This window comes from Legionella hackeliae, assembly GCF_000953655.1.
Taxonomy (GTDB): domain Bacteria; phylum Pseudomonadota; class Gammaproteobacteria; order Legionellales; family Legionellaceae; genus Tatlockia; species Tatlockia hackeliae.
The window spans coordinates 237326-254744 of the sequence record NZ_LN681225.1 but is presented as its reverse complement, the minus strand read 5'-3'; the positions used below and the strand labels follow the sequence as shown (position 1 = coordinate 254744).

The following is a 17419-nucleotide window of genomic DNA, read 5'->3' as shown; positions in this document are numbered from 1 at the left end:
TAGCTTCTTAGTAGCAAAAAAAGCGGATTGTTTAGCTCAATTATTTTTGATATTTTTTGGAAAACAATTTTTTCGCAAATGTACCTTAATTCGCAATTTTAGAGATTGATTATGAATGAACGCGGCATACATATGCATCAATGCTGCTTTCTGCCGGGGAGAACCCATTGTGGTTGGCTACACAGATGGGGCATAGGGATACGGAGATGATTATCAAACACTATGGGCGTTGGATCCCTGATAAGTCCACTGTTGCTGGATATCAACAGGTGAATGATTGGAATTTAAGCATGGGCACTACCAAATATGTTAGTTAAGCAAACTAAGTAATCTATGTATCTGCCCCACAAGATAAAAGGGAATTGATATAAAAGTATAGTTTACGGATTTCCCTAAATTATCTTTTACAGCTACATTAGTTTTACTTGGATGATCAGAATTAATTCGCATGGCGAGAGGTAATTTTTTTAATCCCATGAAAACATGTAGTGACTTTAGGCTTCCTGTGGCACCAGCTTTTACTTCAATAGGTATAATTTTATTACCATGTTGGATTACATAATCAATTTCAGCACTTGAACCGGCCTCTTCTCTATGCCAATAATACAAAACTGGTTCAATATAGGGTGGTTCAATTGTTCTTAGCAATTGGCCAACTACCTGTTCAGCGATGCCGCCATTATTAATCAAAAGAATTTCATTTGTTGAATTAATTTGGTTTAAACTCAGTCCTAGTGCTGTACTACATAAGCCTATATCAAGGAAAATTTCTTTAAAAAATTTTTCTTTAATTTCAGATGCGAGGGGAACACCATTTGCTGAGCTACTTTGTACTCGGTGGCTAATTCGGGCTTTTTCTAACAGATCTAATACATGCTTTATTGTCGATGCTTGAATCGTTTTATTAACTCTACTAAATACAAATTTTTGTCCAAGCATTTTTGGAATAGAATTAATTACTTCGTCTAATCTTTCTGTCGCTAAACGGCCTTTATATTTTGAAAAGTCATCGCGATAGGTGGCCAATAAGTCATTTTGTATTTGACTAACTCTATTTAGAGAGCGTTCAGCAGCCCAATTAGAGACTACAGCGGGCATACCGCCGATAATCAGATATTCTTTAAATAAAGTAGTTAATTGCTCGTGAATCGCAGAGGGGAGCTCGACACTTAGGTCATATTGATTTAAATAGTCATAAAGTGATTCTTTGTCATTTGCTAATAAAAATTCATCAAATGACAATGGTTCCAAATGCATATAGCTAACTCGCCCAACCGGCATACTAAATGAGTGCTCCGCTAGAATAAATTCTAATAGAGAGCCAGCGGAGATTACTGCTAGTTGGGGTAAATCTTCTGCAAACCAACGGAGTTTGCTAAGCAGTTGAGGTGCTGCCTGTATTTCATCTAGGAATAATAAGCACTTTGGGGGATCTATTTTCTGATTTAATACCGTACTTAAATTTAATAAAATTTGATTTACATCATTAGAGGCAAAAAGACTGGCATAGGAAGGTTGCTTCTCAAAGTTGAGTTCAATTAATTGCATTCCTGTCTTTTCAGCTAAGTGCCTTACTAGCCATGTTTTACCAACTTGTCTTGCCCCACGAATGACTAATGGTTTCCGGTCAGGTGAAACCAGCCAGTTATTCATATAATTTAATAGAGTTCGTTTCATTTAATATACTTATCATTAGTAATATACTAAATTATAAGCAATAATATATTTAAGTCAACAAAACAGACGGTTGTTTTTATTATTAAACCAACAAAACAGAACCTTGTTTTAATTAATAGCCATGGAAAACAGAGGGTTGTTATTTGGATTTTTAAAGTATTGAGGGCCAGTAACACCACATAATATTTACTTTAATCTCCATTAAATACTAATACTTACCTATTACTGGAGATTAAAGTAAATGACGGTAGAACAATTTTTTTATGACCACTCAACCAACCATAAATTGGGTTATCAAGAAACACCAAAGGTTAATTAAAAAATATAGCGGTTGCAAGGAAACAAATTCAATTCCCATGTCAGGTCTTTCAGAGATTTTCACAACAATTTTTTTACAATTATTATAAAGATTTTCTATTCTGCTTCATTAATTCGAATATTAATAAACTGCCAAGGATCACTTTGATCAGTATGTTTACTATTTGAATTGCCTCTGTCCTGTAGTGGAGTCCAATCTGTGTAATAACCACCGACTTTCCCAAGATAAGGTAAGGCTAAACTCAAAATAAACTCATGGTCCATGTCTTCAGGCTCTGTAATTCCCCGTTCTGGATTGTTAATAGCCCAAACCATAGCTGCTAGAACCCCGGCGGCAACTTGTAAGCTTGTCGCATTATTATGATTCACTAATTTTCTAGCCTCATGTATGGATAGATGAGAGCCATACCAGTAAGCTCCTTTTTTATTTCCCATTAATAAAACTCCGAGTTCATCGTAGCCATCAACTATCTCTTTTAAAAGAATACGCTTTTCCTTTTGAGTGATGTAATTTCTTTGCACGAGCTCTTTTAAAGATAAAATAGCATCAGGGCAAAGATGATAAGCGTAATGAACTGTGGGTCTGTAATAGACCTTATTGTCTTTATGTAACGTTAAATATTCTGCAAGAGATATAGACTCGGTATGGGTTATTAAAAAACCATTGATGGGGCCAGAGTTAGGCGTCCAGGTACGGACTTGGGTCTCTGCCCCTGGCCGACCAAGATATATTCCACAATTTGATCCAAAACTGTGATGGTTCGCATCAAAGGGCCAATGGCGCTCATGGCTTCCCCAGCCTAGTTCAGCAGGGCGAACCGCTTCAGAAATTAACGCATCTACTGACCATGTATTTATAAACTCATTCTCTTTTTTAGCTTGAGAGGAAATTTGCGTATCACGTTCAGAAATATGTATGGTTTTTATATCAAGATCATGGGCCAATTGCGCCCATTCCACGGCTTTTTGTGGACGGGTAAAATTCAAATTATTATCGTTTGCTATATTCAAAAGGGCTTGTTTAAGGAAGTGGGATACTAACCCAGGATTGGCCCCATGCCTTAATACTGCGGTAGGTCCTTTTTTTTCAAGTTGTAATGTCGCATCACGCAACGCGTAATTAGAAAGTAGTTGACTATTATCGCTATACCTTTCTTCCCAACACTCGGCGGCTGCATCCAAATATAATAGATTATTTAATTGGCAATATTTTATTAAATCAATACTGGATACACCTACCGATAAGTTTAATAAAAAATCACCAGGTTTAAGAAGAGCGGATAAAAGGTCTTGGTAGTTATGTTCTGTAACGGCAATTTCTTTGAATGAAACGCCATACTCTTTTGCCACATCCGCACCAAAATTATGTTTGGATAGAATAACAATTTGCTTGGGATTTAATTTAAGATATTGGAACAAAAGAGGTAAAATTGCTTGCCCAATACTGCCGAATCCAAGAATTAGAACTTTACTTTTATAAACTGTTTGAATCACCGATTTAGCCATAATTACCCTTCAAAAAGAACATCTTTTGATAATTATTTAAAGTACAGGGGGGTACTAACTCTCCAAAATTTTATCGGTTAAATTTAATTTTTCCTCACCTTAGTATAGTTCACAAAAATGATTAGATTGTGAGTTGCAATAATCCAATCAGTGGTCAATGCGTTTATTACTTTAGTTTCCTATACTATATTTGATGAAAACAAGCATACTAAAAATAAATTTATATACCCTAACAGGCTAACGATTTACCAGTTTAAATTTACCCAGAAGGGATTTGATAAATGAAACGTTATGAAATGTATATTGATGGCAAATTCACTTCCGCCCAAAACGGTGCCACTCGCGATATTATTGATCCCGGTAACGGTAAATTAATTGCAACAGTTCCAGAAAGTAGTAAAGAAGATGTCGTGGTTGCGATTAAGGCTGCGCGAAAGGCTTTTGATGCAGGCGAGTGGAGAAAAACATCAGCACTTGACAGAAGTAAACTGTTATTTAAAGTTGCTGATTTGATTCGCGCCAATGCTAAAATGTTAGCGGAGCTTGAAACCCGAAACTGTGGTAAGCCATTGGCAGAAGCAGAATATGATGTGGTTGATGCAGCCAATTGTTTTGAGTTTTACGCAGGCCTCGCTACTAAAATTCATGGCGAAACGATGTCGGTTCCAGCGAACTCTTTTAGTTATGTTGTCCGTGAGCCGATAGGCGTTTGTGGACAAATTATCCCCTGGAATTTTCCACTCCTAATGGCAGCGTGGAAACTTGCTCCTGCACTTGCCGCAGGAAATACCGTCATATTAAAACCTTCAGAATTAACACCGCTAACTGCCCTTGAACTAGTCAAACTAATTGATCAATGTGGATTCCCCGCCGGTGTTGTGAATCTTGTCACTGGTCCTGGTGTAGGAGTAGGTGAAGAATTATCAACGAATGCGATGGTGGATAAAGTTGCATTTACTGGTGGAACAGTTACTGGAAAAAAAATAATGCAAGCCGCTACGGGAAATTTGAAACGAATATCATTGGAACTTGGTGGAAAAAATCCAAATATTGTATTTGCAGACTGTGATTTGGAGATGGCCATTGATGGCGCCCTTTTTGGTGCATTTGCCAATCAAGGCGAGGTGTGTTCGGCTGGTTCTCGTTTGATCGTTGAGCGTTCTATTCACCAAAAAATAGTGACAGGAATGTTGGAAAAAATTCCAAATATTAAGCTAGGCCATGGTTTAGATGAGGGGGTTAAAATGGGGCCGCTGGTTTCACGCACCCACCTCGAAAAAATAGAACATTATATCAAGATAGGGATTGATGAAGGTGCAAAATTGATCTGTGGCGGAAAACGTCCTACAGGTGAAGCTTATGAAAAAGGCTATTTTTTCGAACCCACTATTTTTGATGAAGTAAAACCTGCAATGCGTATTGCCCGTGAAGAAATTTTTGGTCCGGTACTCGCAGTGATTCCTTTTGACACTGAAGAAGAAGCCATCCAAATTGCAAACGATACGGAGTATGGTTTAGCCGCAGCGGTGTGGACTAAGGACCTTGCTCGTGCCCATCGCGTGACCGCTCAAATTCGTGCCGGAATTCTTTGGGTAAACCACTACCACCCAACGCATAATGAAATGCCTTGGGGTGGATACAAACAAAGTGGCTCCGGTCGTGAATTAGGTTTGTATGGAATCGAAAGTTATCTTGAAATCAAGCAAGTCAATATTAACCTCGATAATGCACCAATTGGGTGGTACTAATGGATAGGATTACTATTAAAACATCAATACCAGGACCAAAATCAAAAGTATTGATGGAACAGCGCTATAAGCATGTTGCGCGCGGTCCATTTCACACTACCCCTATCTTTGTAGAACAGGCAAAAGGTTCGTTTATAAAGGATGTCGATGGAAATGTATTTCTGGATTTCTCATCTGGAATTGGCGTGGTAAATACAGGCCACTGCCCCGATGCGATAGTCAATGCAATCCAAACCCAGGCTAAAAAATTCCTTCATACAAGTTTTAATATCCTTCCTTATGAAGGCTATATCAAAGTGTGTGAAAAATTAAATTATCACACCCCTGGGGATTTTGAAAAAAAATCACTCTTGTTGAATTCAGGAGCTGAGGCTGTCGAAAATGCAATTAAAATTGCACGTGCCTATACGGGAAAGCAAGCCGTAATTTGTTTTGATCATGCTTACCATGGCCGCACCTACATGGCTATGGCACTTACAGCCAAGAATAAACCTTACAAACATGGATTTGGTCCATTTCTTTCAGAAGTTCATCGTGCTTCCCTACCCTATGAGTATCGTTGGCAAGGAAAAAATTGTGTGGAAGAGTGTTTCAATGATTTTTCTGAACTTGTTAACTTTCGTGTGGGCATTGAAAATACCGCTGCAGTAATCTTAGAACCAGTGTTAGGGGAAGGCGGCTTCATCCAATTTCCAGTCCCATTTTTACAAAAGCTTCGTGAGTTTTGTACGGCAAACAATATTGTTTTCATTGCCGATGAAATTCAATCTGGTTTTGGACGGACTGGAAACCTCTATGCGATGAAGACAATGGGGGTTGCCCCTGACCTTACTACATCGGCAAAGGGGCTCGGTGGTGGAACAGTTATCGCTGCGGTAACAGGTAAAGCTGAAATGATGGATGCGGCGATGGTGGGTGGGTTGGGCGGAACCTTTGGAGGGAATCCACTGAGTTGTGCAGCAGCTCTTGAAGTATTCAAAATTTTTGAAGAGGGAGAACTTTTGAAAAATGTCACTAATCTTTCAAAAGTACTTCACTCCAAACTTTCTAGATTTAAAGAAAAATATGAAATAGTAGGTGATTTCCGTGGTCTGGGTGTTATGCAGGCGATCGAGCTTGTGAAAGATAAAAGCACGAAGGAACCCAATAAAGAAGCGGCGGACAGATTAACAAGATTTTGTTTAGAGCATGGTCTGGTAATTCTTAGCTGCGGAGGATACGGAAATGTAATCCGCCTCCTCATGCCACTTGCGACTGATATAAACGATTTGGAAATTGGACTTTCTATCATTGAGGAAGGACTCAAAACATTATAAAAGAAGTTTAGAGGTGTAGCCTGGGTGGCGCAGAGCGACAACCGGGTTTCCAATTCATTAACAATGAATAAATCCTTTCCAGACGACCTCCCGGATGTCAGCTAAAGCGTCCAGGCTACACTTGCTACATTCACCATCAACTTATAAACATCTAACTAATATTAAGAGGGATACAATAGATTATGGTGCTTTTGTAAAAACGCAATTACTATTAACTGTATCATCCAAAGGATTTAGGTTACTATAGAATTTTGCTTGCATAGTCATTAACAGTTGGTCATTATTTAATGCCATCGACGTTTCTGATATAGACGTATATATCATGCTTCCATTGTTATCCGCATTTAGACTGGTCCCATTAATCATTAACGCCGTTTTTTTAGGATCCCATGTCAGGCGTAATTGAGAGTTATGATAAAAATCAGTATCTGAAGAAGAGAAAGTTGTTATAGCGCCAAATTTAAAACCGTACCCATTAATTGTAATAAAATTTTCTAACTGCTGTATTTCTAACTGGAATTCTCCCTCAATATCAGTACAAGTTCCTGACCAATTCCCAGAAAAATCAGCATCTTTAATGCTGGGATGATTAATTATAGCATGTTGAATTTTACTTTTTGGTAAATGAGCATTTAAAAAAAAGGGGGTTAATGAACCAGCAACGCTTGTCGTTGTTACTACCGCTCCTAAAAGAATCCCTCTTGCCAATGTCCTTAACATAAAACCTCCCGTTGCTTTAATTAAATATTACACTTGGGCGTGTAATGACCCAAGAGGAAATTATATATGATTTAAAAGAATCATACGTAAATGCCCACCATTTTACGAGGCGCTCAAAATTTAGGCAGTTAATGCCCCCTTCTCACGCTACTTCTGTGCCTTAGCTATTTGTGAAAAAAGGCTTAAAAAAAGATTTTCAACATCCCAACATTCTAATCATCAATCAAAAAGCAGAACATTTCCTGGATTGAAAATCCAAAGCAAATTATTGCGCCTTTTAATCTTGCCACTAAAGAAAATCACCTCGAAACCACCCTGGAAATTCTAATAAACTCGCAGTTCTCTCTCATTTAACCCTACAGAATTAATGAATTAATTCTATTATTCTAATCTCCGATTAAGGGAAATATAACGATGCCAAAGAGCAAAAAAAGCCAGAAGGAAACGGACCCATTAATACATCAAGAATTACTTGGATTTCCTAAAAGCCTCAGCAACGGCAAGCGTAGCCTGGTTGGCGCAGAGCGACAACCGGGTTTCCAATTCATTAACAATGAATAAATCCCTTCCGGGCCTATTCCTGGATGTCAGCTAAAGCTGCCATCCAGGCTACGCTTGTTGCTACACTTTCCGTCCGTATGATTCATTGTGGGGGAGAAATTTCGTTCAACTCTGTTTCCTGATGAGTTGCTTGACACATTAGATGGCTCTTGATTTTTTGAAGTGTATTAAAAAAAGCTTCCCTGTTTCTGGCTAAACTCGAGGAATTGTTTGTTTCAGGAAGGGCTTGCCCGTTTTCAAGATTGGAAATATTAGGTATTTCAACTCCTCTCACTCGTTCAATTAAGGAGGAAACACTGTTTTTTAAGGCGTTGTAGCGATCAGCTACTTTATCAGGTATATCAGCTTTGTAGCAGGCAAAGCCTGTACATCCCAAAACGGCACCTACACATACAACACCTAAAATAATACCAATCGTTTCTAAAGTTTCTTCATTACAAGAGTCAGATACCTTATCTAAAAGTGCACAAAGGCAATCATCAAAAAACGCATCATCAGAACCATAGTTAGTAATATACGTAGAAGAAAAAGTGCCTCCGCAAGTTTTTGAGCCAAATACATTATTTATATCCCGATCGCGTTCGGACGCTCCACACCCCCCCTCATCAGTATTTTTTATCACCTCTTCCATAAAATCATCTTTTTTACAGCGACTATCAGAGGTTATCAAATAATCAGATTTACCTGGATTTTTAAAATAGCCTTTATATTCCTTTTTTTGTGAGGAGGATTTACTGGCCTCAACTTTAAGCATGAGAATATTTAAAAAAATGAGGACTTGGAGCATAAAAAAGAAGTTTCTATCAAATGTGGCATTGGTATTTCTAGGCATAATTACTCCTTTAATTTAAAACAACGCCATTATATATAGTTAACTTTATTTAAATACAAGATTTTTCCCTCTTATTTATTGATGTCGAATCAGGGTAATTTACCTTACCCATTTGAGTTGAGCGTTTCATGATTTGTCACCTGCCTGCCTTATAGAATTAATTAACTCATTCTATTATTCTACTTCCAGTTAAAAGGGAGATTTATCTATGAAAAAGAGCAAAGAAGCGCCAGAAGGAAAGTCATTAATTGATAAAAAATTACCGGAATATCCGAAGACTCCTCATGATTTGACCAATACTGATATTCAAGCCATGGGGCTAAGATATATGGAAAAGGTTAAGAAAATGGAGGGCAAGAATTTTGTTAGGAAGTTCTTCTCGAGTTACAAAAATCAAGCAGCAGCACAACAACTTATCAATTACAGAAATCAGTCACAGCCCCATGAAAAATGGGAGTTTTTAGCCGACCTATATCCAGAATTAAAGTATCCTGATGACAAGTTAGCAATCGAAATAATTGCTTTGTTTAAAACTGTCTTTAAACGCGATATTTTGCTCAAGGTAAAATGTCCTGAGAAACATTCAGCTTATCTATCAATGCAAAATGTTTCAGACTCCTTAAAAGGTATTTCTAGCCAACATTTTCTAAAACACTATGTAGAACTTTATAATGCCTCAAATAACTCTCATCAGACAAGGGATTCAACTCCTTCGAACCAGGAATCGCCGTTGTTTACATACCCTTAACTAATAACAACTGCCTTGAAGCATGCTCAAGGCAGTTGTTATTAGTATGTCATGCCTGCAGGTTTGGGTACACTAGAAGAAGCCTTTGAAACATGGAATGCCATTAAAATAGGTATTTTGGATAAACCCATCGGCTTTTTAAACGTAGGTGGTTATTTCGATGACTTATTTTCCTTTATATCCAATGGCGAGAAAAAGGGATTAATTTCTGAACGACAAATAAAAATACCGTACATAAATTCTAATCCGGAATTACTGCTCTCTGAATTATTAGCATACTACTTATTTGAAGCAGTGAGTTATTGAGGCTATACATGTAGTCTCTTAGCCTCAATAATTTAGTCCTACATAGGGCCTTTAGGTGTGAAATCAGTACTCGGTGAAAACTCCACCATTCTCTTTAAAAGTAATGCGAGAATAAATATCGTTACACTTAAGACTGCAAGAGGATATCCAGTTAATTTAGGCTGGTAAGAATGCATCTTAACGAGATCATCATAAATGCCAGTCATTTTTTCATAGATACCGGTGCATTGCTCAAGAATCTTTTTATATTCATCGTCCTCCAGCGCAATATTTTCATCCAATTCCTTTTTCATATCCTCATAAAGAGCAAGTGGCGATTTTTTTTTCGTTGATAAAAACATAAGTGCATGGGAGAAATTATATTGATTCTTTGGTATTTGATACACAGTTAAACGATTACTAGGGTCAATGTATTTAGTTCCAATCATATTCCCACCATGCATAAATCCCGAAACATGCATTAAGAAATGTGCAAGTAGAACTTTCGGGGAATATTGTTTTATGTCATGAAGGTATTTTTTGGTTGTACTTGTTATCGCGTCATCAGGAATGTTATCAGCGTCGACATCCAATAATTGTAAATCTTTTTGCATCCCTGGGGTACGCCATAATTCGTCAAGATAAGTTAAGGTAAAAAATGCACTTATTTGTGCTTTGCCATCATGCGACAAGTTTTTTAATTGGGTTTCTATGGCTTGGATAATCAAAAATTGTTGGATCAATCGAGACACATAGAGCTCTTTAGGGATCACTTCATTTTTAAAAAGATAATCGGTTTTAAAAGGATGGTTTTCAGCTGTATTATGCTCTTTAGTCAGTTTTCCAACTTTACCATCTACATAGGTTGCTTTTAATAGGGCTCTAAACATCGATCGATTTCCTTGCTCAAGAGTGAATGTCAGTGTGTAAGTCGTTGCGCATGTATGATACTGCAGATTGCTCAGCAAATATATTGCCAGATTAGTTTGCCAAGTATTTGACATCATAGAGGGGCAACTTTAGAGTGTTTTTATTTTTTGACAGGCCTATGAAAAGTAAATCTGAGATCACTCAATCTCTTGATGTTATATACCATACTGATATTACTGTTAATGATTTACGTGGAATTAGTACGCCTTCCGAACAGGTAGCCTGGGTGAGCGGAGCCAAGGGTACAGTGATTTGCACTCTCGATGGCGGCAAAACCTGGGACTTAAAGAAAGTCCCTGGAGCAGAGAAGTTAGATTTTCGTGATGTCAAAGCATTTGATAAAAATACCGCTTATATAATGAGCGTAGGGTATGCTACAGAATCACGCATCTATAAAACTGATGATGGCGGGCAAACATGGAACTTACAATTAAAAGGCCAGAATCTATCAGAATTTTTCAATTGCATGGCCTTTTGGAATCAAAATCATGGTCTCGTGCTTAGCGACCCCGTTGATGGTAAATTTACTCTATATACCACACAAAATGGTTGTACATGGTCGAAAATACCCAGTGATGGAATGCCAATCGCTTTAACTGACGAAGGGGCGTTTGCTGCCAGCGGTAGTTGTATGACTGTTTATGGCAAAAATAATGTATGGTTTGGCTCTGGTTTAAAAACTGCCCGCGTTTTTTATAGTCAAGATGGTGGATTTAATTGGCATGTTTCAGAAACACCCATTAAGAAGGATACAAAATCCTCCGGTGTTTTTTCTATTATATTTTCTGATCAAAACAAAGGAATGATTGCGGGAGGAGATTATGCGAATCCCCAAATAGGTGGCTCAAACCTGGCAATAACTACTGATGGAGGAGTAAATTGGCACCCTGTTGACATATCACCTCAATATTACTGGTCTTCGATTTCTTTTACTCCCGATAAAAAAAATTATATGGTCGTTGGTTCAACACATGTTGGTTATACGTCAAGCCCATTTTCTCAACAAAATACTAATAAAAATGGCTCTGACGTTGTTCAATCAACAATAACCAAGGAACCTGACCTTAAAGAAAAAGCAAACAGCATTTTATGCCCACCTTGGGAAAATTCGTTGACTAATGTTACCCTCAATGCGTTTAGTTTTTGGAAAAAAGATAGAGCATTAGCGATCGGCCCAAAGGGAACCATTGTCGAAATAGCAATACCTACTTCAAAAATATGAGGACCTAACTTTGCTTTAAGAAGGTTTAAAAACCTGTAAAGGAATCGCAGTGTCGGAAACCACTGTAGTTCGACTAAAAAATCGAAAGGGTGACATCAATTTTTCTGCCGTTTTTAAAATTTTCTCTGCTGAACTGATAAACCCTGTACAATCAGTGATGGCAGCGTGAATGACAGGGTGAATTTTTTGCTTTTCATACACGTATTTTATGACCTCAATTAATTCAAGCATGGATAGGTCCCCTTGAAAATCTTGTAACGCAAGGAATGCTTTGCGTATGCGCATTAAAAATTGTGGGGATTGCCCGTTTTTAATCGCCTTTTCAATATGCGTTGACAATAAACTGTCCACACTCGAGGAAAAGAACATGTTTTTCATGACAACATAAGGCAAATCACGAATAAAATCAGCGAGCATTTTGAGCTCCGATTCATCAGGCTTTTCCAGGGATACTTCACCAAAATCATACGCGTCCAAAATTATCTCGTCGGTAACAGGATTAACCAATACACGCATCTGATTGCCATGTCTATCAGAATCAAAATGATCACCACTTGCGATGTTCACTAGCTCCTTGATAAGTACTGCCTTGGCAACGGCTTTCCTGATGAGAATATTTTGGGGACTGAGTTTGTCAAACTCATTGAACTCAACACCACGTGCAAGCTCGATAAATCGATATCCTTTGCCGTTGCTTAAAAGAGACACGGGTTTCATTTGAATAGCAAATGTGATGTCCTTAACGGTAACATCCATATTAAATGTATAGATACGGCGGGCAATTTCAAATTGCTTCACGCTTGCCTGTGTATCCATTTCAAGCTCTGAGAGTTTTTCTGATTCTTTAAGAGTCGCAAGACCTAAATCACGTATTTCATCCATTAGTGGGTGTTTACAATTTTGAATCGTGGTTGCTAAATGACGAAATCCTTTTTGGCTTTCATTGGTAGCATTTTCTCGACATAAAGACAACACTACATGCTCATCGTTTTGTAAAATCACCTCTAATGCAAGATTATACGAGGCAGAACCAAGTAACCTGCCTATCCGTTTGATTCTGGCGCGCTCTTTAGCCGGCAATGTTTCATTAATCAGCCGTTCTAATTCCCATCGATCCGGAGGATTGGCGTGATTCTTAGCATGCTTTAAATCATCCCGGATATGAGCAGGAGTGTTAGGATGGCTATGAATAGCTTGTAATAATTTAATATAAGGTGGTCCCATGTGCTCACATATCATAGCCAATTTTTTCCCCACTCTTTTTGATGAGTCACGCGAGTCATTTGAGGCGACAAGCATGGCCGATAGTAAATAACTACGTTCATAAGGATCGGCAGAGTCTAAATAAGACTGAAGAAGAGCAAGGGCGAAATTTTCATCAGAATCAGAGCTAACATTTGGAAAAAGCTTATTAGCGACATAAGTAAATGCTTTTTTATAGGCAGTTTGACTTGAGGCATCACTCTCAACAGTTTTTGTTGGCATTAATAGATAATCAATAACAACAGCTCGCTGATAAATTGAGAAATCCCAAAACTCATAATAAAAATTCTTAATGGCATAAATGATGGCGGTGCGCTTTTCCTTTTCCCTGTCCATAACCTCCGGGTTCGACCTGAAATCATAATGGGCAAAATCGATTAAAGACTCTATTTTCTGATGAGCTGAGAGATATTTAGAAAATAATTGAACGGAGCGATCTGTTAACGGAGAAGAGATAAACTCTAAAAATTGTCGTCTATCTTCATCATGATTACTAAGCTGTTGACACAATTTTGCCAAAGCCGCAATAACAGAGCTCGATGAAATTTTTTTATCACTTACGAGGTAATGTTTTTCAGGCTCAAAATGCATGCCCACCAATTCATTGACACGAGTTTGTGATTCAATTCTCACTGTCAATTTTGATAAAATAGCATATTTATCTTGTCTAGAGGCTTTTTTAAGAACACTGTCAATGGCTGGTTTAATAGTATTAAAATACGTTTCGCTACCATCATCTTTTCCATAAAGCAAAGAAAATGCTTCAACGAGTAAATTAATAGCCCTTGCTCGCAATTCAGGATCATTTACGGGGCTATATTTCTCATTAGAATACAGCAACTCCTCCAACACTCTTATACGCTCATTCACATCATGAATTTGTTCTATTTTTTTGAGCAGTACATCTCGCAAACGCGCTTGTTGTTCTTGATTAGGAAATGATAATGTAGTGTCGTAGGAGCGATATATAGTCATCAAAGTACTATAAGGAATCGCTTCGAGTTTAGCCTCAGAAATCTGAGAATCCCAAGACAAATGTTTAATAATGTGTCTTCTATAGCGGTATTGACATAAAGTATCGAAAGTAAGTTTTAAAATTTTTTCTGTCGTCGCACTAAAAAAATAATAGTCATTTTCTTGTAAATGCGAAGCTAGTATCCTGCATGCATCGAAGGATAGATAACTCTTTTCCATTAATGGTAATAATTGGGTAATACAGGGAAGAGAAAATGTTGTAAAAGGCAACTTGTAAAGACTCAGATAGACACTTAATGGTACATCACCATCTTTAGTATACGTTCGGATAAATTGGATAATTTCATCAGGAGTAAATAAATTGAATTGAATATCCTGAAATTTTTGCTGCACAACAAATTGAACATAAGGCACATTATAATTAAAGGGATTGTATTCATAAGAGGGAATGCGACCCAGCTGCATCAAATTAAACTCACTTTCTTTATTCAAAAAGAAATCTTTAACACTATTCTTCTCTTCCTCACTCCCCTGCGCCATTTTAGCAAATAACCCTAAAAGAAATCTGACAGAAGGGTTATCGAGATTCATTGTTTTATCGAGTCCCGGAGCAGCCAAGGCAGGTAAATTAACTCTGAAAAAATTATTTAAAGCCTCTTTAGTAGGTCCAGAGGGTACAAACATATCTGTCACTAAATTATGTCTCTGTGAAAGATAACGCATTATAAATGTTTTATAATTAAACGTTTTGTCTTGTTTAAAACTAACATGACTATAAGGAGCGAGTTCGCCTGAGAGCTTGACTATCGGGGCTTTTTTTACTAGTTTCAATAAGGTGTTTGCGCCTAATTTGGGCCAAATTCTGGTCTCTCTGGTGACACCTATCCACCATAATACATTCGCCATCGCTGGACTTTTTGACTGAAGAGCCCATTTCACATGAAATTCCCAGGGTAAATGATGATTATTTTTGGTAAAACTGGTCCATGCAATGGACTCGCCGATTTCAGAACCAAAATAACGTGCATCACCTGTAGGCAAAGATTGTTGATGCGATTTTTTATAAGCGAAAAGCTTATTATGCGCTTTACCAAAACCTCTAAAGTGATTCTTTAAAAGCTTCTTAAAGCTATTCACCTCTCCTGCTGCCTTCTCGGCTTCCTCTGCATTTTTTGCATTTATAAATCGATTAATAGCAAGTTGTAATTCTCTAAAGGGGCCTAACGCAACTATTTTTTTCTCCTGCCTGAATTTAGGATCAAAAATGCTAAAATAAATGTACTCAAATGCAGGAATTCGCAACTCAAACGCCCGACTAATTAACGCATTTACTGCATGCGCCTGAGCCCTATCGCGAAAATCAATGCCGATTCGTTTTATTAAGCAACAAAAATGTCTAACCCGAATACCAGGAGCGTAGACAAATTCATAAGGAAGAAGTTCAATTTTTAAATCAGGTAAGCAGGTCGTAAGAACATTAATTTTTTCCACTTTTGTTTTACATTCTATAAATTTCTCACTAAAAAATACGGCTTGTTTGATTGACTGTAGTTCACTGACAATATTAGTCGGTATATCCTCTTTAGCACTCATGTTCACACGTAATGATTCATCCTTCGCCAATAAGGTCATTAGATTTTTAATGCGTTGTTCATAGGTCCACTTCGTTAAGATTGATAGTCTTGTTCCTGGCTCAATGATCTCAAGAACCTTACCAGCCGAGTTTTTCTTGCAAAATTGATTGGCTTTGCGTAAGTAACCTATAGCTGCATCTGCATGTTTACATTTGGCAAGAGCAAGACCATCCAGGTAATGATGTTCCTCAGCTGAAATATCATCATTAGACACGCCACCATGGTATTTAATTTGAAGCAATGCACGGGCAACACCAAATCTTAATTCATCAACACTAAATTGCTGAGGTATTTTGCATAACAATTCTCTATGGATTGCAATTTTTGGTACATCAAAACCATTAATTACACTCACTAGATTATTATTGGATGTCGTAATAAAGAACTCTATATCGGCCACGAAATTATCAGGCTGTAACTCATGCATTAGACTTGTGAGGAATGATTTTGTTTCTGCAAACTCTGGCGAGGCAAGCGATGTTAATTGATATTCTTCCATGATTAAAGGCAAACGGGTCTTAAGCGATTCATTACCGGTTATTGTCCAATAGGTTTGAAGCGTTGTTATATTTTTTAAGAGGTACCAGTCTGATGTTTCAAATTGAATAGATGTCCATTTACCATTTTTATGTAAGAGTGGATAGCAAACTGGTAACGATTGATAATCTTTAGCAAAACAAACCAGATCATTCCATGAGTCGAATAGAAAAGCATTCTCACCCCAAGTTGACATATCCTCTAAGGTGCTCTTTTTATCACGATAAACTATAAAAGTATGATTTACACCATCTCCATAGTCCACCGATACTTTTTCAAGGATACCGCTGAACAAAAAAGACAAGTCCTTCTCTAAAATTTTTACGAGCGCCAAACAAGCATGCTCATCACAAAACCCGACATGAATCGCAGGATTGGAAAAATAGACCCCTCGCCAAAAATGCATGATTTTTTTGGCTGTTTCTAATTTTTCCTTACCTCTAATTTTATCGACGTAAAGATAGGACGGGATACGAAACTGGCCTTCACAAATGTCTCTATGTTCGGCAAGTTTATGACTATCCTCTATCCTTTGAGTCATTTCAGAATTGATGGATAAACTTTCGCCCCGTCGCACACGAAGAATACGCTCTTTAATATCGTTTTCGATGCCGGCAGCATCTATGACTTTATTTGGATAAATGTGCTTTAACGTCCGAGTTAACTTAGTACAGAGTCGTGAATTATTCTCTAACAAATCCTCTTGCAACTGTACCCAGTCGAGTTCAGACAGCTCAGAAACATGAGACTTATCCTTTTTTTGCATTGATAAATTTAATCTAGCATTCAGTAACTTATATATTTCGTACTCTATAAATTGAGAAAAAATAAAATTCTGATTTGCTTTTAATTTAAGGATGGCTTCATCTAAATCAGTTTCCTTAGGCACGCACTCTAAATCATCAAAACGATTGGCTGGATGAGGAATTTGTTTCTTAATTTCCTGGTGTATTTCTAATAACATGTCTAAGACTTCTTGATGTGACTTCACAGATGGACTCCTGTCTGAAAAAATTACTGGAAAGATAGCGATTGAAATGGATGACTTAAATTAGTGAATTAATTATTTGCCGGGAATAATGGCTGAAAATAATAGCATAGATGACAAATAGTCGTAAAAATAATTTACTTATTTATCATAATATTA

The 17419-nt window shown here is 37.5% G+C and carries 11 protein-coding genes and 1 pseudogene; 6 read left to right on the top strand and 6 right to left on the bottom strand.

What is annotated here, in order from left to right; all coding sequences use genetic code 11:
• Nucleotides 1-119 precede the first annotated feature (119 nt).
• Nucleotides 120-317: pseudogene (locus tag LHA_RS16415) on the top strand (site-specific integrase); the annotation flags it as partial.
• Here LHA_RS16415 and LHA_RS01155 read toward each other — a convergent pair.
• Together LHA_RS01155 and LHA_RS01150 are read right to left on the bottom strand one after the other, a co-directional pair.
• Complete coding sequence (locus LHA_RS01155; protein ID WP_045104915.1) at nt 310-1677, bottom strand: ATP-binding protein; 1368 nt, start codon at nt 1675-1677, stop codon at nt 310-312. The pseudogene LHA_RS16415 and the gene LHA_RS01155 sit on opposite strands and share 8 nt — an antisense overlap.
• Before the next feature lie 414 nt (nt 1678-2091).
• Complete coding sequence (locus LHA_RS01150) at nt 2092-3501, bottom strand: saccharopine dehydrogenase C-terminal domain-containing protein (protein WP_045104914.1); 1410 nt, start codon at nt 3499-3501, stop codon at nt 2092-2094.
• Nucleotides 3502-3782: 281 nt separating this feature from the next.
• On the opposite strand from LHA_RS01150, the gene LHA_RS01145 reads away from it, so the two are divergent.
• Nucleotides 3783-5249, top strand: coding sequence for an aldehyde dehydrogenase family protein (locus LHA_RS01145; protein ID WP_045104913.1), 1467 nt, complete (start codon nt 3783-3785; stop codon nt 5247-5249).
• Nucleotides 5249-6565, top strand: a complete 1317-nt coding sequence (locus tag LHA_RS01140; protein WP_045104912.1) for an aspartate aminotransferase family protein — start codon at nt 5249-5251, stop codon at nt 6563-6565. Before LHA_RS01145 ends, LHA_RS01140 begins: the two co-directional genes overlap by 1 nt.
• Nucleotides 6566-6745: 180 nt before the next feature.
• Here the strand turns inward: LHA_RS01140 and LHA_RS01135 are convergent, their stop codons facing one another.
• Both LHA_RS01135 and LHA_RS01130 read right to left on the bottom strand, forming a co-directional pair.
• The gene (locus LHA_RS01135; protein WP_045104911.1) at nt 6746-7285 is read right to left on the bottom strand and encodes a hypothetical protein; all 540 of its coding nucleotides are present in this window, start codon (nt 7283-7285) and stop codon (nt 6746-6748) included.
• Nucleotides 7286-7928: 643 nt separating this feature from the next.
• On the bottom strand, nt 7929-8678 hold the full coding sequence (locus LHA_RS01130; RefSeq protein WP_045104910.1) for a hypothetical protein: 750 nt from the start codon (nt 8676-8678) through the stop codon (nt 7929-7931).
• A gap of 208 nt (nt 8679-8886) precedes the next feature.
• Here LHA_RS01130 and LHA_RS01125 point away from each other — a divergent pair, with 208 nt between their 5' ends.
• Nucleotides 8887-9426: a hypothetical protein gene (locus LHA_RS01125; RefSeq protein ID WP_045104909.1), complete on the top strand. Its 540-nt coding sequence runs from the start codon at nt 8887-8889 to the stop codon at nt 9424-9426.
• Nucleotides 9427-9477: 51 nt separating this feature from the next.
• On the top strand, nt 9478-9732 hold the full coding sequence (locus LHA_RS01120; RefSeq protein ID WP_052673546.1) for an LOG family protein: 255 nt from the start codon (nt 9478-9480) through the stop codon (nt 9730-9732).
• Nucleotides 9733-9770: 38 nt separating this feature from the next.
• Here the strand turns inward: LHA_RS01120 and LHA_RS01115 are convergent, their stop codons facing one another.
• Nucleotides 9771-10601: a biliverdin-producing heme oxygenase gene (locus LHA_RS01115; protein ID WP_045104908.1), complete on the bottom strand. Its 831-nt coding sequence runs from the start codon at nt 10599-10601 to the stop codon at nt 9771-9773.
• A 158-nt stretch (nt 10602-10759) separates the two neighbouring features.
• On the opposite strand from LHA_RS01115, the gene LHA_RS01110 reads away from it, so the two are divergent.
• Nucleotides 10760-11863, top strand: coding sequence for a WD40/YVTN/BNR-like repeat-containing protein (locus LHA_RS01110; RefSeq protein WP_052673545.1), 1104 nt, complete (start codon nt 10760-10762; stop codon nt 11861-11863).
• A gap of 15 nt (nt 11864-11878) precedes the next feature.
• On the opposite strand, the gene LHA_RS01105 is transcribed toward LHA_RS01110, so the two are convergent.
• Complete coding sequence (locus LHA_RS01105; protein ID WP_045104907.1) at nt 11879-17263, bottom strand: hypothetical protein; 5385 nt, start codon at nt 17261-17263, stop codon at nt 11879-11881.
• Nucleotides 17264-17419: the final 156 nt, after the last annotated feature.